21 protein-coding genes are annotated in these 21,866 nt (G+C 33.9%); 3 read left to right on the top strand and 18 right to left on the bottom strand.

Features of this window, described 5'->3' with window-relative positions:
• Positions 1–6: 6 nt before the first annotated feature.
• The 13 genes from CLOCL_RS06860 to CLOCL_RS06800 all read right to left on the bottom strand — a co-directional run bounded on the left by CLOCL_RS06860 (position 7) and on the right by CLOCL_RS06800 (position 15,580).
• On the bottom strand, positions 7–1,173 hold the full coding sequence (locus CLOCL_RS06860; RefSeq protein WP_014254661.1) for a hypothetical protein: 1,167 nt from the start codon (positions 1,171–1,173) through the stop codon (positions 7–9).
• Positions 1,174–1,176: 3 nt separating this feature from the next.
• Positions 1,177–1,734: a PilN domain-containing protein gene (locus CLOCL_RS06855; RefSeq protein ID WP_014254660.1), complete on the bottom strand. Its 558-nt coding sequence runs from the start codon at positions 1,732–1,734 to the stop codon at positions 1,177–1,179.
• A 23-nt stretch (positions 1,735–1,757) separates the two neighbouring features.
• Positions 1,758–2,372 carry a PulJ/GspJ family protein gene (locus CLOCL_RS06850; RefSeq protein ID WP_014254659.1) on the bottom strand — a complete coding sequence of 205 codons (615 nt, stop codon included), beginning with the start codon at positions 2,370–2,372 and terminating at the stop codon, positions 1,758–1,760.
• A gap of 62 nt (positions 2,373–2,434) precedes the next feature.
• The gene (locus CLOCL_RS06845; RefSeq protein WP_014254658.1) at positions 2,435–2,953 is read right to left on the bottom strand and encodes a type II secretion system protein; all 519 of its coding nucleotides are present in this window, start codon (positions 2,951–2,953) and stop codon (positions 2,435–2,437) included.
• A gap of 140 nt (positions 2,954–3,093) precedes the next feature.
• A complete protein-coding gene (locus tag CLOCL_RS06840) occupies positions 3,094–4,308 on the bottom strand; it encodes a type II secretion system F family protein (protein ID WP_014254657.1) in 1,215 nt (404 codons plus the stop codon).
• Between the two features lie 362 nt (positions 4,309–4,670).
• Positions 4,671–5,726 (bottom strand): type IV pilus twitching motility protein PilT, encoded by a 1,056-nt coding sequence (locus CLOCL_RS06835; protein WP_014254656.1) that lies wholly within the window; start codon positions 5,724–5,726, stop codon positions 4,671–4,673.
• Between the two features lie 17 nt (positions 5,727–5,743).
• Positions 5,744–8,116, bottom strand: a complete 2,373-nt coding sequence (locus tag CLOCL_RS06830; protein ID WP_014254655.1) for a type II/IV secretion system protein — start codon at positions 8,114–8,116, stop codon at positions 5,744–5,746.
• 589 nt (positions 8,117–8,705) lie between these two features.
• The gene (locus CLOCL_RS06825) at positions 8,706–9,290 is read right to left on the bottom strand and encodes a dipicolinate synthase subunit B (protein WP_014254654.1); all 585 of its coding nucleotides are present in this window, start codon (positions 9,288–9,290) and stop codon (positions 8,706–8,708) included.
• Positions 9,291–9,293: 3 nt separating this feature from the next.
• Positions 9,294–10,166 (bottom strand): dipicolinate synthase subunit DpsA, encoded by an 873-nt coding sequence (dpsA, locus tag CLOCL_RS06820; RefSeq protein ID WP_014254653.1) that lies wholly within the window; start codon positions 10,164–10,166, stop codon positions 9,294–9,296.
• A gap of 330 nt (positions 10,167–10,496) precedes the next feature.
• Positions 10,497–11,750 (bottom strand): M16 family metallopeptidase, encoded by a 1,254-nt coding sequence (locus CLOCL_RS06815; RefSeq protein ID WP_014254652.1) that lies wholly within the window; start codon positions 11,748–11,750, stop codon positions 10,497–10,499.
• 32 nt (positions 11,751–11,782) lie between these two features.
• Entirely contained in the window at positions 11,783–13,912 is a 2,130-nt protein-coding gene (locus CLOCL_RS06810) for a polyribonucleotide nucleotidyltransferase (RefSeq protein WP_014254651.1), read from the bottom strand.
• A 332-nt stretch (positions 13,913–14,244) separates the two neighbouring features.
• Positions 14,245–14,508, bottom strand: a complete 264-nt coding sequence (rpsO, locus tag CLOCL_RS06805) for a 30S ribosomal protein S15 (RefSeq protein WP_014254650.1) — start codon at positions 14,506–14,508, stop codon at positions 14,245–14,247.
• 229 nt (positions 14,509–14,737) lie between these two features.
• On the bottom strand, positions 14,738–15,580 hold the full coding sequence (locus CLOCL_RS06800) for a carbon-nitrogen hydrolase family protein (protein ID WP_014254649.1): 843 nt from the start codon (positions 15,578–15,580) through the stop codon (positions 14,738–14,740).
• Between the two features lie 255 nt (positions 15,581–15,835).
• On the opposite strand from CLOCL_RS06800, the gene CLOCL_RS06795 reads away from it, so the two are divergent.
• From CLOCL_RS06795 to CLOCL_RS06785, 3 genes are read left to right on the top strand one after another with little or no spacing between them, the layout of a single operon-like run.
• Positions 15,836–15,997, top strand: coding sequence for a spore coat associated protein CotJA (locus tag CLOCL_RS06795; RefSeq protein WP_476691461.1), 162 nt, complete (start codon positions 15,836–15,838; stop codon positions 15,995–15,997).
• An 11-nt stretch (positions 15,998–16,008) separates the two neighbouring features.
• Positions 16,009–16,257: a spore coat protein CotJB gene (locus CLOCL_RS06790; protein ID WP_014254647.1), complete on the top strand. Its 249-nt coding sequence runs from the start codon at positions 16,009–16,011 to the stop codon at positions 16,255–16,257.
• Between the two features lie 30 nt (positions 16,258–16,287).
• The gene (locus CLOCL_RS06785; protein ID WP_014254646.1) at positions 16,288–16,884 is read left to right on the top strand and encodes a manganese catalase family protein; all 597 of its coding nucleotides are present in this window, start codon (positions 16,288–16,290) and stop codon (positions 16,882–16,884) included.
• 188 nt (positions 16,885–17,072) lie between these two features.
• On the opposite strand, the gene CLOCL_RS06780 is transcribed toward CLOCL_RS06785, so the two are convergent.
• The 5 genes from CLOCL_RS06780 to CLOCL_RS06760 form a co-directional block, all read right to left on the bottom strand.
• Positions 17,073–17,936, bottom strand: coding sequence for a M23 family metallopeptidase (locus tag CLOCL_RS06780; RefSeq protein WP_014254645.1), 864 nt, complete (start codon positions 17,934–17,936; stop codon positions 17,073–17,075).
• Positions 17,937–18,047: 111 nt separating this feature from the next.
• On the bottom strand, positions 18,048–19,196 hold the full coding sequence (locus CLOCL_RS06775; RefSeq protein ID WP_014254644.1) for a hypothetical protein: 1,149 nt from the start codon (positions 19,194–19,196) through the stop codon (positions 18,048–18,050).
• Positions 19,197–20,417, bottom strand: a complete 1,221-nt coding sequence (locus tag CLOCL_RS06770) for a radical SAM/SPASM domain-containing protein (RefSeq protein WP_014254643.1) — start codon at positions 20,415–20,417, stop codon at positions 19,197–19,199.
• Between the two features lie 483 nt (positions 20,418–20,900).
• The gene (locus CLOCL_RS06765) at positions 20,901–21,629 is read right to left on the bottom strand and encodes a hypothetical protein (protein ID WP_014254642.1); all 729 of its coding nucleotides are present in this window, start codon (positions 21,627–21,629) and stop codon (positions 20,901–20,903) included.
• Entirely contained in the window at positions 21,626–21,838 is a 213-nt protein-coding gene (locus CLOCL_RS06760) for a hypothetical protein (protein ID WP_169313378.1), read from the bottom strand. Before CLOCL_RS06760 ends, CLOCL_RS06765 begins: the two co-directional genes overlap by 4 nt.
• Positions 21,839–21,866: the final 28 nt, after the last annotated feature.

Raw genomic sequence — 21,866 nt, 5'->3', positions numbered from 1 at the left:
AATCACCTAAATTATATAAACTTTTTCTAAATCACTCTTTTTCAAAATAACATTGCCATTTCGATCAAGAATTCTTATACGATTAACTTTATCAACTAAATTTATATCAACTCTTTTTCCGGAATCATTTATAATTTGAATATCTGCACCAAGATTCTTATTCTCTATAACATCAGTGGGAAAGTTAGCTCCAACATACATATTTATTGTATCGTACTCTGTTTTTCCTCTGAGATTATAAGCATCACCTACGCCGCCATCTACTGAAACATGATAATTATCGCCGCTAAACGTTATTTTTACAGATGCTCTATCCTTTTGTCTGAAATTTATAGGAAGTTTATTACCTACACCCTTAATTTCAAAGTTCTGTCCCGCAAATAGAAAACTTCCTAACCTTATATCAATATCAGTCCTCTTTGAATTTTTTGCAATTTGACTTAAAACACTATCCTTATACCCCGGATCAACACTAACTGAAGTATTTACAGTACCAGGTTCATTTATTGATGGAACAAATGTTAATCCTTCACCTTCTTCAAATCTGTTAAATCTCTTACGGCTATATTCATATACTTTATCAATATCACTTAAATTAAGAGAATACATATTAACTGTCATACTGACATCATAAACTGCTTCTCCTGCAGCAATCTGAACTGCACTCTTATCTTTTTCTTCTTTAGGTTTCATCTTAAAAGCTGCTACCTTAACTTTCCTAGATCCACCTTCAACATAATCAATTAGATTTAAAATTTGACTATAAGTCATGCTTGTAGTTAAATTAATTCCAAATTCATAATATTTTGTACTGCTGCCTTGCGATTTTAACTCTTTTGGTTTTCCGATTTTTACCTTCTCAAAACCACTTTCAAAAAGTTTTGCCAGTTTATCAACATACTCAATATTATCAGTTATGTTTGCAGCACTCATTAAATACTCTTCCAGTCTTTCATTTTGAGTATTTTTCATTTCAAGATTTCTCTTTAAGACCTCTATATTTTTAAGATCATCTTCCAATGCCTTTTTCTTCTTTTCAGCAGCTTCAATCTTTTCCTGTACCGAATTTATCTCCTTCATGGCATCAACTAAAACAAAATTATAATAAACTAATCCATACAGCACGATAAACAAAAAAATAAGAATAAGGGTATCTCTGGTCTTCTTATTCATATTTTATTTACCTTCCTTTCCGCCAACTACCAAATCCAAATTAAACTTATTTGTCTGATCAACTGTAATATCACTTGCTATTTGGACGGAATCCAACCTATTTATCTTTGCAACCAACTCAGCTATAGCTAAAATATCATTGGTATAGCCAGTAAGCTTTATCTTATTGTTCTTATAGTCTATTCCATTAAGAGTAGTTCCTCTAGGAAGCGAATTATTAACAATAATAAGAACCTCATTTATCGGATAAATATTTTTATCAACAGTTTCCATAACGTCATTCTTTGATGCTATAACACCTTTAATAGCATCTATATCTGCATTAACTTTTTTAACTTCATCAAACTTAGAATCTTCCATATATTTTTCAATACTACTAAGATCAGCTTCTAACTTTTTAATATAAATTTTAGGTGCTACAAGAGAAGCTATTATAAATATACCCATAAATAATAAAACTCCTATTACTTTAAACACAGTACCCGCATTAGAATCAGGTTTCCCCGGTGCATAGGCTGACGCCGATTTTATATCTTCCGGTAATAAATTTATATCTTTCACGCTAATCCCCCTCAACAAATTTTTTACTCAATTAATAATTTTTCATTTATTTTATATCGAACAGAAAACTCTGTAATTATATTCTCATTAACATTCCTTCCTCTATACCTTGTTTTATTTAATCTTTCCGGCCTAATAGTAAGTATTAATTTTGAAGGAGTTGCAGACTCACTTTTTATTTCAAACCCACTCTGTGATAAATCAAGCTTATCTATTATATTTTGATATTCAATTGAACTATCAGTGATTTCGTATTTTTCATCATCCAATGTATATTTGCCTTTAGGAACAGACTTAAGTCTTAACCCCTTAAAAGAATCTCCATCATCACCTAAAGCCTCAAATTTCCACATCCTCAAATCCCCATTCGGAAACTCAAATATAATTTCCTTAATTTCAGGTCCTTCGGCTTCTTCGGTATACAAATATGTTACCTTTTTTGCCGCTTCAATATCTTGCCTTATGTATCTTATTACCTCCATAACAGAATATTGCTGATTAAGATATTTAGTTGTTGTAGAATAATCTTCCAACCCAAAAACAAAAATTGTAAAAATTAAAGGAGAAACTATCCCTACCAATGCAAGGGCAACCAAAACTTCAGTTAAAGAAATCCCTTTTTTGTTTTTTATAAGCATATCCAATCACCTAAACTTTCTCTGGTCGGCATAAAGCCGACCAGATATAAAAGTATTATTAATTAGTCTTTATAAACATCAGCACCAGAATTTAATTCGCTTCCATCTTCAGCATAAACTTTTAATTTAGTACTTGAAGCAACAGGTTTAACCACTGCATTCATCTTATCTGTAAAAACTTCTATATTATATCCACCATGTCCAGACCATTGAGGCTTAAATTCTACTGTTGATGGTTCAGAACCACTTTTTGAATTTAAAGGTGCTTTATAAGGTTGACCGTCAACCACTTGATCTTGTTGAAGTGCCAATACTACGTCATACCATTCTGATTCACCAGGTCTAATTGGAGTATCATCATTTTTAAGATATTTCAAAGGAGCATCACCAGTGTCAACCATGTAAGCAACAAGGGCTTTTTGAATATTACCAGCCTGAGTATAATCCGCTTTCTTTCTGCTGTTTGCAACAACACCGGAGAACATGCTGAATGCAATAACAGCTAAAACACCCATAATAGCTATAACAATCAAAAGCTCAACAAGTGAAAAACCTTTTTTGTTCTTTAACATTTTTTTCATACTTAACCCTCCTATAATTTTACTTTTTATATTTCTTTTTATTACATTGCTTATCTTGCACTACCTTATTCCATAAAAGCTATAATTTGAAATCCCCCCCCAAACCTTTTTTGGAATAAGATACTGCTATAAGCAAAACTCTAAAATTCAGCATTTTGATAAATACTTAACATCGGAACAAGAACACTTAGTACAACAAAAGCGACTACTACTGCTAAAACAATAGTTATAAGCGGTTCAATAAATGCCATTAACTGTTGGATTGACGTTTCAACCTCCTGGTCATAAAAATCGGATGCTTTCTCCAACGTAAAATCAAGACTTCCCGATTCCTCACCTATTCTTATCATTGAAATGAGGAGAGGCGGAAAATATTTACATCCTATTAGTGGCTGGGTAAGTCCTTTTCCCTTTTTTATCTCGTCAATAACTACATCAAATTTTTTCATAATAACAGCATTATTAAGTATTTTCTGCACAACCTCCATAGATTGGATAAGAAGAACACCGCTAGACATAAGAGTCCCCAATGTACGCGCAAATCTCGATGTTATAATGTTTTTGGTTACACCCTTTATTACAGGAAGCTTGATGGCTAAATTTCCAATAAACATTTTTCCAGTTTCAGATTTTGAAAATAATTTAATACCAACTATTAGAGCAATTACGCCTCCAAGTAAGGCCCACCAGAAATCAACAAAGAAATCACTTATTGCAATAAGTATTTTTGTAAATATCGGCAAAGGAGTATTAAATTGTTCAAGTATCTCCACAAATTTAGGAACAACAAACAACATTAAAACAACTATTACCGCTACTGCTATTACACCCACAATAGCAGGGTATGTAAGTGCACTTTTTATTTTTGAATTAATAGCATTTTGATTTTCGTACTGCCTTGCAAGCCTTTCGAAAACAATATCCAGCTGTCCGCTTACTTCTCCGGCTTCAACCATGCATATCATAAGTTCCGGAAAAATATTTTCATGTTTTTTCATAGAATTTGACAATGATATACCCTTTTGAATGTCATCATATATATCATTTAAACATTCTTTCAAAGTCTTATTTGTAGATTGCTGCTTTAAAACATCCAAGCATGTAGCAATTGGCACACCCGCTTGAAGTATAATGGCAAACTGTCTACAAAATATCGCCAAATCCTTAATTTTAACTCTCTGTTTGAATAAGCTTATTGTACTTATATCGGTAAAAACATTTTTCTCCACTATTTCAATAGGAGTATAACCTTTCTCTTCAAGCAGCCTCCGTAGTTCTTCTACGCTATCAATCTTAGTTTCACCTGAATACACTTTTCCTGTTTCAGTTTTAACCTTGTAGCTGTATACCGGCATTTTTCAAACCCCCAAGCAATCAACTGCATTTGACTTACCCCAAAATTAATCTATTTGTCGAAATCTGAAGAATAATCGAAAATATATATGCTTAGCTTTGATTACAACATCGAAATGATACATGAAATATACAATATAGATTCTATCTTCTTGGAAAATAAATATTTAGGAAGAAATGCTCAAAAGTTATTAATAACTAAAACATAATGTTTATGCCATTCATAACCTCCCAAATAATATAAACTCCAAGAAAATCAAATAATAAAAACAAATCTGATTCTTCTAAATATGTGCAACAAAACCTAAAATTCTTTAATTAATTATATTTTACAACATATTGGACAAAAATACTAGTACTTTTTTTACATTGAAATTAATTTTCTTAAATTATCCATGTCAACCGAATACTGACATGCACTTTCATAATCGATAAGCTCTTGTTTATAAAGTTCCGCCAGACACATATCCATGGTATACATTCCAAATTGAGATCCGGTTTGTATACATGTATTGATTTGGTGAGTACGAGATTCACGAATCAAATTGGCTATAGCAGGTGTCCAAATCATAGTTTCTGTAGCAAGAACACGACCTTTGTTATCAGCACGTCTTATCAACTGTTGAGATATAATTCCCTGCAAAACTGTCGAAAGCTGAGTCCTTATCTGAGCCTGCTGGTAAGGTGGGAAAACGTCAATAATTCTGTCTATAGTCTTTGCAGCACCTATAGTATGTAAGGTTGACAGTACAAGGTGACCGGTCTCGGCAGCAGTTAATGCTGTGGCTATGGTTTCCTGGTCACGCATCTCACCTATTAGAATAACATCAGGGTCTTCTCTCAGTACAGCCCTCAATGAATTGGCATAGTTCTTGGTATCTGCACCTATTTCTCTTTGATTTATAACACTCTTATTATGTCTGTGAAGAAACTCTATAGGATCTTCAATTGTCACAATATGACATCTTCTCTTACTGTTTATGTAATTTATCATAGCAGCAAGAGTTGTGGATTTACCATGTCCTGTAGGTCCTGTTATAAGTATAAGACCTCTTTGCTTCAAAGAAAGATCATAAACTAACCCCGGCAAGCCTAAATCCTCAATTTTAGGTATTTCTTGAGGAATTGTTCTAAAAGCTATTGCACACGTACCTCTCTGTTTAAACACGTTTACCCTGAAACGTGCCACTCCTGGAAGAGAGTAGGACGAATCCACTTCTCCCTCTTCCAAAAAGGTTTCATATAATCTGCTGTTCAAACACTGTTTTGCCAATTCTACACAGTCATGGGGTGTAAGTATTGGCTCATCAAGATTAATCAAATCACCATGTAGTCTGATTACCGGTGGTACACCCGCACAAATATGAAGGTCTGATGCGCCCGCATTTACCGCTTTTGTCAGAATCGCATTAAGATCCATACATTACATCCTCTCATCTAATCTTTTGAAAATGCTATTTTAAGCATTTCATCAATCGTAGTTACGCCATTCTTCACTAATCTCGCACAATTCATTCTCAAGGTTTTCATTCCGTTTTTTATAGCAACTTCTTTTATAGTATCAGAAGTCGCATTTTTAGCAATTAATTGTCTTATCTCTTTATCTATTTCCATTATTTCATATACAGCTATTCGGCCTTTATATCCGATGTTATTACATTCAGGGCAGCCCTTTGCCTTGTATATGGTAACTTCCTCACCTTCAGACAGTTCCAGGACCTCCCTGGCAAAATCGTCTATCTCCGCAACTTCCTTACATTTTGGACACAATCTACGGACAAGTCTTTGGGCCAAAACCCCTACAACCGATGACGAAATTAAGAAAGGTTCTATACCCATATCTATCATTCTGGTAATTGAACTTGCTGCGTCATTAGTGTGTAATGTACTGAAAACAAGGTGCCCGGTAATAGCTGACCTTGTAGCTATTTCAGCAGTTTCACCGTCACGAATCTCTCCAACCATTATTATGTCAGGGTCTTGTCTTAGGAACGCCCTTAATGCAGCTGCAAAAGTCATTCCCGCTTTAGTATTAACTTGTACCTGGTTTACGCCTTTTATAGTCATTTCTACCGGATCTTCTACAGTAAGTATATTTACATTAGGCTTACAAAGCTCTCTCAATGCAGTATACAGAGTTGTGGATTTACCGCTTCCTGTAGGACCGGTTACTAGTACAATCCCATGGGGATGAGAAATAATATTGTTAAACTTAACCAAGTCATCTTCAAAAAATCCTAAATCTTCCTTCTTTACATTGAATCCATCTTTATCGGCAATTCTCATTACTATCTTTTCACCAAACATTGTAGGCAATACAGACACACGCAGATCATAAGTTTTACCTTCCACATTAAGGGATATTCTACCATCCTGGGGAACCCTTTTTTCTGCTATATTCAAACCACTTATAATCTTTATTCTTGCAGACATGGAAGGCATAATCTTTATATCATGTCTCATAATTTCAACCAGTTGTCCGTCAATTCTAAATCGGATTAAAACATTGTCTTCCTGGGGGTCAATATGAATATCACTTGCTCTGCTTGCTATTGCTTTTTGGAATATAATGTTTACCATTTTTACAATAGGTGCATTTTCAAGATTCGATATATCAACCGCTTCTTCTTCCTCTTCAGCTTCCTTAATCTCTACTGCAATTTTTTCATTAACCTTCTTTATTTCTTCATCCAGCTCTGCAAGTTTCTTTTCGGCAAAAACTTCATTTTTACTGGATTTGTTATAATAAACATCAAGATATTTATCAATCAGTTCATCCTCTGCAAGGCATGGAACAATCTCCATACCTGTAGTAAGCCTCAAGTCATCTATTGAAAAAATGTTCATTGGATCGCTCATAGCAACTTTAAGTGTTGAATCGGATTTGCTTATTGGAATTACTTTATGCATTCTTGCTATATTGTAAGTAACCAGCTTAATTGCTTCTTCATCAAATTCAATACTGTCCAAATCGACATATTGAACACCCATTTGTTTTTCCAAAAATTCATAAAGAGATTTTGTATTAATATAACCTTCTTTGACTAAAATTTTTCCTATAAGTCCACCACTTTTAGATTGAATAGCCAAAGCCCTTTCCAATTGTTCCTGGGTTATAACTCCGGCTTTAACAAGCAAATTGCCTATTTTGTCTTTAAACATACCGTTATTTTCAGGATAAGTTTTACTACTGAAATTGTCTAAAGGAATATTTGATATATTGTTCAAGCCCAAATCCGGCAATTCAACTTCCTGTTTAATTGAATTATATGTGCTGCTATCGAGCAACATATTTTCTTTTTCTTTTATCCTATTTTCTTGTTCTTCCTCATCTATTCCAAGTTCCGGTTTAGGATCCTTAACTCTCAGTTCTTCTCCATAAAACTGAACAATTAACTTTTCAAGTTCTTTGCTGTCGGCAAGCACAGGCTTAATTTCAAGACCTGTTGCAAGACGAATGTCATCTATTGAGAAGATATCAGTAGGATCTTTCATCGCAACAGTTAAAACATTATTATCTTTTTCAACGGGTAAAACTTTATATCGATGTGCAATGTTCTTTGTTATAAGATTTTGAATAGTTGTATCCTTGACTCCTTCGGTAGACAGATCTATAAATTCTATGCCCATTTTAGTAGCATTTGCTCTCATGATATCTTTTGGAGACGCAAGACCTAATTCCACAATAATATCTTCAATATTTCTTTTACTTTCGCGCTGGATGTCCCACGCTTTCTTTAAGTCAGTAATTTTTATGACACCCATCTCCAAAAGTATTTCATCAATTCCTCTAGTATCTAATCCTACCATTTTAAACCCCCAAATAGTATTAAATTTTCTAACCGAACTTGGTTAAATTGTCCTGGATACTACAAAAAAGATAGTTTAAACAATGGTTATAAGTAGATAGTGCAATATATACTGCGAATAAACTCTACAAAGAAGTCAAAATCACTTGTAATTTTATTGTATACTAAAGTTTATTCTTTGTGAAGTCAAAAATATTCATTTGAATAAAGACAACAATTAAACCCAGGTTATATTTCCTCTTAAAAATACAAGATAATGTTAATTTATTTAACTAATACTTATTTTAACATGTTTATTTAGGATTCTCAAGCACCCAATTCACAATTTATGATGATTTTATGAACTTTTATAAAAATTCTATTGAATTTTATACATTTCTTATAAAAAAGTAAGTTTTTGATATTTATTGTAATTTTAGTTTATTTTATGTAATATACTAAAGATAAAAATCTCTTGTATGATTATACAAGAGATTTAAATATAAAGACAATATTAATATTTTTATGATTTAAATGATATAAGATTTATATGGATTTGAAAAATATAAATAACATAACATTTCATAAATATTCTTTTTTATTTTATAAAATCAATACTTAATGAGTATCGGTTGAATCTGCTTACCCTTCAAAGCATTTTCTATCGTAGGAATAATAAGTTTTTCATCAGCTACAAGCGAATTAGGCTTGGTATCGGGTCCATCCTGTCCAAACGGGACCATATATACATTTTTTGTATTAAGAAGCAGGCCAATATTCTTAGCATTAGCACCCAAACCGTCATTTGTAGATATTGCTATTACCAAAGGTTTTTGATTCCTCAAATGAGCTTTGCATGCCATAGTCACCGGTGTATCAGTTATCCCCATTGCAATCTTTGCCAAAGTATTCCCTGTACAAGGCGCTACAACGACCACATCAACCAACGATTTCGGGCCGAACGGTTCCGCATCAACTATTGAATCGATAATCTTTTTCCCTGTAATACCTTCTAGTTTCAGTCTCAAATCTTTTGCCGTACCAAATCTTGTATCGAATTTGTCAACAGAATATGATATTACAGGAATAACTTCAGCTCCGGCACTAATCAGTTTTTCAATTTCCGGAATTACTTTGCCGATTGTACAAAAAGATCCTGTAAGTGCAAATCCGATTTTAACACCATCCAATTGCATTCTCTATACCCCCAACTCATTTATAATATTGTAGATAGTGTCTTTCATAAATTCCGCTGCTGTAACCGGAGCAACTTTTCCAGGTAATGAAAGTGCCCAAATTGTCTTTATTCCCATATCTTTTGCCTTTTCAAAATCCACTCCGCCAGGTTTTGATGCCAAATCAATTATCAGACTGTCCTTTTTTACTTTTTGTAGCATATTAATATCGAGAATTACATGGGGAATTGTATTAAAAATAACATCCATGTTTTCCAGGCTATTTCCGATTTCATTTATATGAACAGCATTATAGCCATAACCTTTTATCCAAGCCAAATCTGAATATTTTCTGGCTGCAACATAAACATTTGATCCTATACCTAAAAGCATTTTCGCAAGAATTTTTCCTATTCTTCCAAAACCTAAAATAAGCACATTGGAGTTATGGAGAGTTATAGGCATTTCTTCCATAGCTATCTGAATAGCACCTTCTGCTGTCGGTACGGCATTTAACACAGCCATTTCTTCCCTGTCAAGCAAATCAACAGAATAAACACTATATACCGAAGCAGCATGCTGAATCTTTTTGCTTATTCTTCCTGCAATAAATATCTGGTTTTTAGTCATAGCTTTAAATACATCTTTTATGTAAATTTTGTCGGGGCAAAAGGGTGCATTAATAATCTCATTATCATTAGAACAAGGCAAAGGTCCAATTACAATGTCGGATTGGTTTATTGCCAGTTCAAGGTTCGGACTTTCTTCCAATCCCAACTCAAAACCAGCATTCTTAAAACCATATATGTTAACCTTGTTGCCATCTGCTGAAATTAAGTTTGCAAGTTTTACGCTTCTCAAATCGCCGCCTAAAACCGTAAACTTTTTATTTGTCATTATCGCTATTCCTCCCTTCTATTAGAAAATAGTAAAAAAGACCCAAACACAATTTCCAAAGTATATAACAATTTATGGTGACTGGTATATCTTATGTTTTTTGTAAATCTAAAGTGCTTGTCTGTTTGTACAAATATATAAATACGGACGTAACCGAATATAACAATTGCCTACTTTAACCTATCCAGTAAATTGCCGGAGTCTATTCGGTAAAAACTTTACAATAAAACTATTTCAATGAAATCCATGGCTTTTCAGAACATAAAAAAAGAGCTCTCACCTCTATAGTGAAAAGCTCCTCTTCTTTACAAAATTCGCTATAATTTTTTATTATATGTATTTTGAAAGATCAATATTTTGATTTATATTTCCAACAACTGCAATACTCATCTTATTCATTTGAAAAACTTTTTCAATAATTTCCCGAACTTTTTCATTATTTACTGCATCAATTTTCTTTAGAACTTCCTCAGGTGTATACACCTTTCCGAGCATTAATTCCGATTTTCCAAGACTGTTCATTCTGCTGCTTGTACTCTCCAAACCTAAAATATAACTTCCTTTTAGTTGTTCTTTTGATTTTGCCAATTCTTCCTCGGATATTCCATGTTTTATGAGAATTTCAATTTCCTCCATTACAAGTTTAAAAAATGTGTCTTTATGCTCGGGATTCATTCCTGCATAAATGGTAAAAAGACCCGCATTACAATAGGAAGAGGGGTATGAGTAAATGGAGTAAACCAATCCCCTTTCCTCTCTAATTTTTTGAAATAACCTCGAGCTCATACCGCCGCCAAAAACATTATTTAATGCAAGCAGCGAGTATAAATCATCATTGCCGTGTTCGATACCTTCAAAACCTAAGCATATGTGTACTTGCTCAATATCTTTCTGCTTAATCTTGTTATTGACTTTAAACTCTGCTTTTTCAAATTGCTTTACAGGTTTTCTGTCCGAATACCAACTACCAAAATTCTTTTTCACTATATCTATCAGTACATTATCATCAAAATTGCCAGCCACTGCTATAACAGTATTTTCGGGAAGATAGTGTTCACTTATATATTTCACTATTGTATCCCGTTCAATATTATGAAGAGATTCATAGGTACCAAGAATAGGCATTCCTATAGCATCATTTTCCCATACCGTTTCCGATAAATAATCATGTACCAGATCCTCCGGCGAGTCCTCATACATGCTTATTTCTTCCAAAACTACTTTTCGTTCAATATCAATGTCTTTTGCAGAAAAAACGGAATTAAAGAACATGTCTGCCAATACATCTATAGCAATATCAATATGTGTATCCAAAGTTTTAGTATAATAGCAGGTGCATTCCTTTCCTGTAAAAGCGTTAATTTGCCCTCCTATACTATCGATACTTTCGGCAATTTCCTTTGCGCTTCTTTTTTTTGTACCTTTAAAAAGCATGTGTTCTATAAAGTGAGATATACCGTTAATTTCCTTCTTCTCATTTCTTGAGCCAGCTCCTACCCATATACCCACCGACACCGATCTTACATGAGGTATCTTCTCACAAATAATTCTAACGCCATTTTCCAACGTTATACGATTTATCATAAAACCTCCGAATCGAATATAGAGAAATATTGTTAATTACTGTCTTCTGTAGAATCTTCCATAGCATCTTTTCTCGAAAGGTTAATCCTGCCCTGCTTATCAACATCTATAACCTTTACAAGTATCTCATCTCCGACGTTAACAACATCTTCAACCTTTTCAACTCTCTTTTTGTCAAGCTTTGATATATGAACTAGTCCTTCCTTGCCAGGCAAAAATTCCACAAAAGCTCCAAAGCTGGTAATGCGCATTACTTTGCCCAAATATATCTGTCCAGGTTCAACATCCTTTGCAATTCCTTCAATCATCATCAAAGCCCTTTGAGCCGATTGGGTATCAGAACTAGCAATAAACACTTTTCCGTCATCTTCAATGTCAATCTTTACGCCTGTATCCGAAATTATCTTATTTATCATCTTTCCGCCCGGTCCGATAACATCTCTTATCTTCTCCGGATTTATACATGTAGTAATGATTTTAGGTGCATATTTTGACATTTCTTTTCTCGGTTCTGAAATAACTTTTAAAATAACATCATCAATAATTTGCAATCTACCTTTTCTTGTAATTTCAAAGGCCTGTTCAATTATTTCATAAGTAAGTCCGTCAATTTTTATATCTACTTGTATAGCCGTAATTCCTTCTTTAGTACCAGCAACTTTAAAGTCCATATCTCCAAAGAAATCCTCTATTCCCTGTATATCGACAAAGGTCACAAAATTGTCAGGGTTCTCTTCATCCGTTACCAAACCTGCCGAAATTCCTGCTACCGGCCTTTTAATAGGTACCCCTGCATCCATAAGAGCTAAAGTACTCGCACATACACTTCCCTGTGATGTCGAACCGTTTGACATCAATACTTCGGAAACAAGTCTTATGGTATAGGGGAACTCCTCCTGAGGAGGTATAACCGGTTCTAAAGCTCTTTCTGCCAATGCACCATGGCCAATCTCCCTTCTTCCGGGTCCTCTTGAAGGTTTGGCTTCTCCTACACTATAACCAGGGAAATTGTAATGATGCATATATCTTTTTGTCTCTTCCAGCTCTATTCCATCCAAAATTTGTACATCACCAAGGGCACCAAGGGTAAGTACTGTAAGAATTTGTGTCTGCCCTCTCTGAAATAATCCGGATCCGTGAACTCTGGGCAAAATGCCGACTTCTGCCGAAAGAGGTCTTATTTCATCCAATCTTCTGCCATCGACCCTTTTTCCCTCTTTTAATATATACTCTCTTACAACTTTTTTCTCCAATTTGTATAAAGCTTCGTCAATACGAATTTCTATTTCAGGATAAGTTTCTGCAAGTTCAGGATGATTTTCTGCAAAATACGCTTTTGTTTCCTCAGTAAGTTTTGCTATATTATCATCCCTAATCTGCTTGTCCACCGCCAAAACAGCTTCCCGCATTTTTAAATAGGCATAATCTTTTACAGCCTCAAAAATTTCATTGGGTACTTCAGCTGATTCATACTGAAATTTCGGCTTACCTACTTCTTTTACAATACTATCTATAAAATCACATATTTTCTTTATTTCCTCATGCCCTACTTTAATGGCTTCAAGCATAACTTCATCTGGCACTTCGTTAGCACCGGCTTCAATCATAACAATCTTTTCTCTTGTTGCCGCAAGAGTAACATACATCTGGCTTTTTTCACGCTGTTTTGCATCAGGATTAATTATTACCTGTCCGTCAATAAGCCCCAATATAACTCCGCCAACAGGACCATTAAACGGAATATCGGAAATGGCCAACGCAATGGATGCTCCCAATAACGCAGCAACTTCAGGTGAATTGTCCTGATCCACAGACAAAACTGTACTTACTATAGAAACATCATTTCTCAAATCTTTTGGAAATAACGGTCTTAACGGTCTGTCAATCACTCTGGATGTCAGAATAGCCTTTTCCGATGGTTTACCCTCCCTTTTTATAAAACCACCGGGAATCTTTCCAACGGAATACAATCTCTCCTCGTAGTCAACACTTAACGGAAAAAAATCTATCCCCTCTCTAGGCTTTTCAGAAGCAGTTGCAGTAGATAATATAACTGTATCACCATATCTCACCAATACCGCTCCATTAGCCAATTGGGCAAGCTTTCCAGTCTCTATTGTTAAAGTACGTCCAGCTAATTCCATGCTGAAACTCTTTTGCATATTTTTTCCTCCTCTTATCTTGACCACAGACTGTAGGACGTAGATTCTACAGCAAAAGAATATCAATTTATATTTGCTGCACAATCTACCTTCTACCGTCTGCAGTCCTTTTTGCATAAGATTTGAATTAATTCTTATTATTCCACAATAAAATACATTGTATTTATCGCGAATATAAATTATGTATTATGTATTTTATTCATATTTTTACTCTAAAAAATAAAGGTAATCGATTACCTTTATATAATAAATTTACATGGCATTACCTTTAGCTTTTCTTTCAACACATCACACAAACCATTAAAAGAATGAGCGGACTACTCCGCTCATCTTTATTTTCTTATATTTAATTTCTCGATAATAGTACGATATCTATTGATATCAACTTTTTGAAGATAGTTCAACAAACCTCTTCTCTGACCAACCATCTTGAAAAGTCCTCTTCTTGAGTGATGGTCTTTTTTATGAATTTTAAGATGTTCAGTTAAATGATTAATTCTTTCTGTCAAAAGAGCAATCTGAACTTCAGGTGAACCGGTGTCACCTTCATGTAATTGATAAGCAGAAATTATTTCTTGTTTTTTTTCCTTTTGCATTAAAAAATCCTCCTTTTATTTTAATCGCCATTAGCTAAGTAAAAGGCCGGAGTACCTTGAACTGAGCAAATGGTTTACATTACCTAAAACATTTTAACACAATGATTGGCAACTGTAAAGATTGAATTTAAATAATATTTCTTTTCGGCTTATCGGAGTAATTATACAATTAGCCTTATAAAAATTAATTCGATTATTATTTTTCCATGCTCTAAAATATTTTAAACATTTAATTTGTATCTTTTTCAGTTTGATAAGCTTCATAAATATCTTCTCTCCTATGCTCTAAAAGCGGCAATTCATTTCTTATTCTATTTATTTCAGACAGGTCCAGGTCAACAAGCAGAATATCCTCTTCCGCTTCCAAACGTCCCAGTACATTACCAAAGGGATCAGCAACCATTGAGTTTCCGTAAGCCACATAATGAGCTTTTTCATCCCTTGCCGAAGATACTGCTGCAATAAAAATTTGGTTGTCAACAGCTCTTGCTCTCATTAAAAGTTCCCAATGAAGAGGTCCCGTAGTCATATTAAAATTGGCCGGAATCACTACTATTTGTGCCCCCATTAACGCCATTAGTCTAAACATTTCCGGAAATCTCACATCATAGCATATTGCAATCCCTATTTTGCAAATTCCCGGGTCCACAACCGTAATATCCTTTCCGGGACATAGTGTATCCGATTCTCTAAATACTATTTTACCCGGAATATTGACATCAAACAGGTGTACTTTCCTGTGCCTCCCTATAATATTGCCTTTACTGTCAATCACAACACAGGTATTGTATACCTTGCCTTCTGACCTTTCGGGAATTGATCCGGCAATAACGCAAATATTCAAATCCTTTGCCGCTTTTCTAATTGCCTGTATTGTTTCTCCGTTTTCCAAATCCTCGGCATAACTATGAAACTTACTGTTATCATACGGGCAGTTGAACATTTCCGGCAGCGCAACCACATCGGCATTATTTTTGGATGATTTATAAATCATTTCAACAGCCTTTGAAATATTGGCATCCTTGTCGTCTACCACTTTCATCTGGCACAGGGACAGTTTCAGCTTTTTCATTTTCTCTCCACCTTTATATAATTATGGACTTTTCATAACAATAAAAATTAATAATTGCTACTTTTATTATACATATTCAAATTAATTTTAAAATTGCAAATACTTTTAGTTTTGCAAGTTAAGAACCTTTGTTTTTTTTTTTGAATATTATGTTATGAATATTATGTTAAGAAACAACTATTTGGAAGGAGTCTTGAGATTATGAATCCAAATTTGCATGACGGTACTAAGGGCAAATCCGATATATGCAAAACAATGCCTGCAGTTATGCCGACACCCAAGCTTGCTCATGCTTACGTTCCATTTCAGCAACTTGTATGTATTTATCCGCCAATGAAAGGATTATCCGCAGGTACTATTTTCCCGGAACTTGACAGACCCTACGGTGCAGATCCTGAATATACGGTTGATGCTTAGGAGGTGTAATTATGGATCAAAATCAGGAAAACTTATTAAAAGAAGTAATGGCTGCTGATTTTACAGTTACCGATTTAATGCTTTACCTCGACACACATCCTTGTGACCAAAACGCTATAGCTCTATATAACTATAGTGTTCAAAGATCATTAACGTTAAGACAGGAATACGAAAGATTGTATGGACCTATTATCGCTCAACTGACACCAAGCAAATTCCCATGGCAATGGGTGCAAGGTGACTGGCCTTGGGAAAAATAACAAATCAGTATAATTTCAGGAGGTCTTAAAATGTGGGTTTATGAAAAAAAGTTAGAATATCCTGTAAAAATTAAAAACCCCAATCCGAGAATGGCAAAATATATAATAACTCAATATGGAGGACCGGATGGGGAATTGGCTGCATCATTAAGATATTTAAGTCAAAGATTCAGCATGCCTACCAATGAAGCCCGTGCAATACTTAACGATATAGGAACTGAAGAACTGGCTCACCTTGAAATTATAGGTTCTATAGTTCATCAGCTTACAAAAGGTGTTCCAGCCGATATACTTGAAAAAGAAGGCCTTGGAGCTTATTACTCCGACCATGACCACGCAGTTTATCCGGTAAGTGCATCCGGCGTTCCGTTTACAGCGGCATATCTGCAATCAAAAGGCGACCCTATTGCCGATTTGTATGAAGACCTGGCGGCAGAACAAAAGGCGAGAGCCACCTACGAAAATCTTATTAACCTTGCCGACGACCCTGATGTCATTGAACCTTTGAAGTTTTTAAGGGCAAGAGAAATTGTGCACTTCCAAAGATTTGGGGAAGCTTTAAGGATAGTGGAAGATAAATTAAACGAAAAGAAATTCTATATTACAAAACCAAAAGACAAGGCATAGATACTCTAAAAAAATAGGAGAACTATATAATAAAAAATGGGTTTCTATTGCTTATTGTATAGTTCTCCTATTAACATTATATTTAATTTTACAGAAAAACTATAACTTTTTGAAGCAACTGTCCGTATGTATATTTTATAATTAATTGTATATTTTTATTTTGTCATTTCTTTTTAAATACCTGCCGTTTACATAAATTTAACACCATGTCCATCTTTCGTTACTTGTATATGCTGATGAGGTTCAAATGACAATCCCGAATCTCCAACTTTTCCAATTAACTGACCTTCTTTAACTGTATCTCCTGGTTTCACTTTAATTGAATCCTTTTGAAAATGTGACATCAACACTTTCAAATCTCCACTTTGAATTACAATATAATTGGGGCGAGCCATACTTTTGTTTAGCATATATACACCTGGAGGATAATCTTCCATCCCGTCAACTGCTTCTATTACCGTACCGCTGCAAGGACTATAGACCTCCTCCTCAAATATATTATACTTTTCAAGTTCTCTCGGAAAAACTCCCTTTGCTCTAAACCCAAATTTATCAAGCTTTACAATATCCAGAGCATACTTCATATAATCTCTTGAATTATGATAATTTAAAATTGTGTTATTCCCTCCATGAGCTATATAATATATACCGTCTTTAAAAGGAAATGAAAGATTTACAATATCCTTTTCTTTATTTCGAAAAGAAAAGATAATACTCACATTTATAAGTAAGAAAATAAATACAATAAATATCTTGCATCCAAAGCTAAATTTAGTCGCAACAGAAGTTGTACATAAAAATTTCAAACGCCTTGCTTTGATGAATGTTAAAAACGATATTACAGCAAATAAAATTATAACCAAATACTTTGCATAGTACCCCGTAATATATGCCCAAAGCCCTGCAAAGTACATATACACAATAAATAAGCCCACCAGCAAAAAATTTATTATCCATTCAATCAGGCATAAAGGCTTGTTTTTCCAAAACCATATCAGCATCACCGGTGTTAAGAATAAACCGATAAAAACGGACAAAACGTTGTATACCATACTCTCTCCATTTTCATTTTTCAATTCTTTCTTTTTTACTTATAGTCAAAGTTTTTAATCTATAAATTTTTGTTGATTCGTAAACTTTTTCATTCAATACTCTATTACGGATTATCTAATAGATATCCCACAAGATATTAGCTCTTTTTCAAACTCCTCCCTAATTTCTGAAATCACTCTAAACTCCAGCCATATTCTTCCCTCTTCTTTTATACAAGTCAAAGCACAAAGCTCATCTTTAATTTTAACGCAGCAAGTACAATAATAAGTAAAGTCTATACTATTAAACAACTCAACTTCTGAGATTTTTTTTACAAATTGCTCATATTCCTCCGGAGTATACTCTTGCTTTCCGCCGGAAATATTTTTAATTATCTTGGCTTTCTCACCAATATACTCATTTTGCCACCTGTCAACATCAAATAAGTTATATAACACAAGAGTTGAACACTCTTCATGTTCCCAACCGTATTTTCCTACTCGCCTCATCGGTTTAATCTCAAGTTTTTCAAATATTTGTATTATTGTTTGAGCAAGATTCTCTGTTGTAAGTGTTATCCTTTCGAAATCATATAAATTACATGAATATGTACATCCGTCGATAAAACCTCCGGCGCAATCTATTCCACCATCAATTCCAACTTCGGGAAAACGTTCTGCTATCTTTGACATAATGAAAGCTGCATATTCATATATAAAACCAGGTCCGCATCCCAATTTAATCGTTAAATGTTTGTTTCTCAAATTATCAACAAGTGCCTTTTCATTAAACATCAATCCTTCAGGCTTATAATCTTCCACAGTTTTTTTATGATCATGAAATGAAACATCAATCCATATTTCAAAATTCGGGGCATAGTAAAAAGGACTAATTGTTGGTTTTTTATAGCTATATGCTTTGTTTTCAGCACCAGGGCGAGTTCTCGACAAGCTATATATTTCTTTTCGAATCTGAGGAAAAAGCTTATCGGGATGTACACAATATATATTAATATGGAAATCCAGTATAGATGGATTTCTTATTATCTCCAATATCTTTCCCCATTCTTCAAATTTATAAATATTATCCTTTCTTACTACATTTTTTGATAAATTATCACCAGTTTCTGCGTATGAAATGTTGATATTTTCGTTACGGTCGATAATCTTAAGACTCATTATATATTGCAAAACTTCAACCATTAATTCCCGTTGAGGAATAACAATATTATAAGTTGTAGATGAGCCATCAATTTCATATCCTTTCCAATAAGTAAACAATTAAATCCTCCCCTTCTCAATAAATACAGGGCAGTTATTATCTCCTGCATTTATGTCATTGTATATTTGTTCACAAATTGCCCTGCAACCGCGGCAGGCCATTAAATAGGAGCATTTTTTACAGTCGCCTTGAATAAATTCCTCTCCTTGCCTGAGATTTTCAAGGTCCGGTGAATTTATCCAGTACTTTTGTATATCTTGTTCTTCCGAAACCAAACTCAGATGACTGCATGGTTTAAATCTTCCCCAAGGGTCTATCATCATAAATCTGCGTCCAGCCCCACATCCACAGTTGACAGAATTAACCTGATTTCCGTAAAGTTGACACAGAATATTGGAGAAGGCAGAATCAATCTTTATTTTTATTCCTTTAACCTTTTTAATGGTAGTCACAAGATAGTTAAAAGCATCTTTGTTCAGTACATTCTTCCAATAATCCTCCCTGACCGATTGTTTATACCGCAAAATATTGATATTATCAGCCTTTAGGCTTTTCACATAAGCAACAACATTTTCAAAATCATATACATTATCCATTCTCGCAACCCAGTTTATTCCGAATGGCACACTACTTTCTGCCAGTATATTCAACGCTGAAATTGCCTCATCAAACCCATCGCGAGAGCGTGAATTAATTTCTTTTGTAGAGCCGTTCAGAGATATCTGTATATGATTAACACCGGACTTTTTCAGTTGCTCAAGCAGTTCCACTGTCAGACCATAACCACTTGATGTTATTGTACATGCCATTCCGCAGGATGTTACCTTTTTTACGAATTTTGCCAAACCTTTAACAACTAAAGGTTCACCACCACCTAAAGCTATTTGAAATACGCCCAAGTTTTTTGCCTGTTCTATTAAACATGAGAACTTTTCAAAAGACATTTCAACATTCTGTGAGTTGCTTTTATAGCATTGCGTGCATTTCAGCGGACAAACTGCAGTTATATCAATATGTATAGATTCCGGAACAGCAAAAGATCTTAAAGGTGCCTTGACTTTTTCTGTCCTATCAATCTCATCAAGCAATTTTTCTGTTTCATATTCCGACATATCAGAAGATATTAATCCAAGGTTAATTAATCTGGATATAAACTCATTTTGAATCCCGGTTTTTAAATATTCTTTTAAGCTATATAGCTCATTGCCGGAAATTGCGGCAGTAATACCATTATCTGCATTAAATATCATCAGCGTGTATGGCTCAGCTCGGTAAATCATAAATACCTCTTCACAAATCAAATTTCATATACTTTTTTCTTTTATACCAACCTGATCAATTATCCATGACCTGGAATCAATATATTCCAAATATCAACCTAAAAGCAAAACTGACAAATAGAATTCTACAATCGTTTCTACCATTCACCGTGTCTTAATAATTTTTATAAAGGATTTAAATTTGTTTAAACATTGAATCGCCAAAACTTACCTCTTATTATATCATACTAATTAGCAATTCAAGGAAATATTATTTATCTTTTATTTACACCACAGGTATAAAACAAAAAAGCGCTATACTATAAGTCTTTTACGACTTGTTTCATAATCACAGGATTAGTAAATACAAACTTTCGAAAGCCTCTTTCTTTTAACTGATATCGTCCATTAATTTTTCATTTTTCTATTATGACTAGAATGTTAAAAATAAATTTAGGCAATTCAGTATTGATTCTGCAAGGTAATTCACTATGCTTGCGAAAATCAAGATGTTAACAAATACGTGCATCTTTCTACTATTATTCTCTCATCATCATTATCTGCAAACGAACACATAGTAACTGATGCATCAGCATTTAAACTTAGCAAATTTCCATTTCTACTGCATGGAGTATTTGTAATAATAGTTTTTAAGCATTCATCAACAAAAACTTTACCAGGGAACATCATTTTCATAATCTTTATTATATTAATGGCATCTTCTAGCTCATAAGGTATACAATACTTTTTTGGAATTAAAAAATGAAATTGTTCAAAGCAATCTTGCTGATTTTTAAAGAAGGCAATTATATCCCTTAAGGTTGGTAGTTCATTTAACAAAAAGTTTATCCCTATTTTTATGTTTTTCTTTCTTCTTAATTCATTTGTAATTGATTCTATATCTACTTCATTAAGATTAGAAGTATTTAGTGACAATGCTACATAATCAATATCTTTAATAATACTCTCAAAAACCATAATACAATCTGTCTGCAAAGTAACAGATACCTCAGCCTGTCTATGCGCTCTTTCAAGCAATTTCCCGAACAAATCAGGCGAGAATCCCTTATTATAAGCAAAAGTTACTATGCTTGGCTTATGAATCTCAAGCAACTCAGACATTTTTTGATATAATTGTTCAAAGGATGCCTCTTCTGTCTTCTGAGACAAATAACAATATTCGCAGCGATTTTCCTTATCACATTTATTTGTTGGTGTTACCGATAGTATCATAGCTTTTTCTTCAATCCTTCTTTTTCAGGATTCTCTTTATAATTCATATATATATCCGGACTTCCACCACCAAACGACCTGATTTTAGCATTATAATTTCTCTCAGCCCATTCATAAAAAGGAAAAGTCTTTTGGTCAAAGTCTTCCGCGTCAAAATACCATCCCAATGTATCACCATACCCATTAGAACCATAGCAAAGTGTAGTCACATATTTATCATTTCCAATTATTATACTG

Origin of the sequence: Acetivibrio clariflavus DSM 19732 (assembly GCF_000237085.1) — a bacterium.
Taxonomy (GTDB): domain Bacteria; phylum Bacillota; class Clostridia; order Acetivibrionales; family Acetivibrionaceae; genus Acetivibrio; species Acetivibrio clariflavus.
The sequence above is the reverse complement of the archived record's forward strand: the minus strand, read 5'-3'. Positions and strand labels throughout refer to the sequence as shown.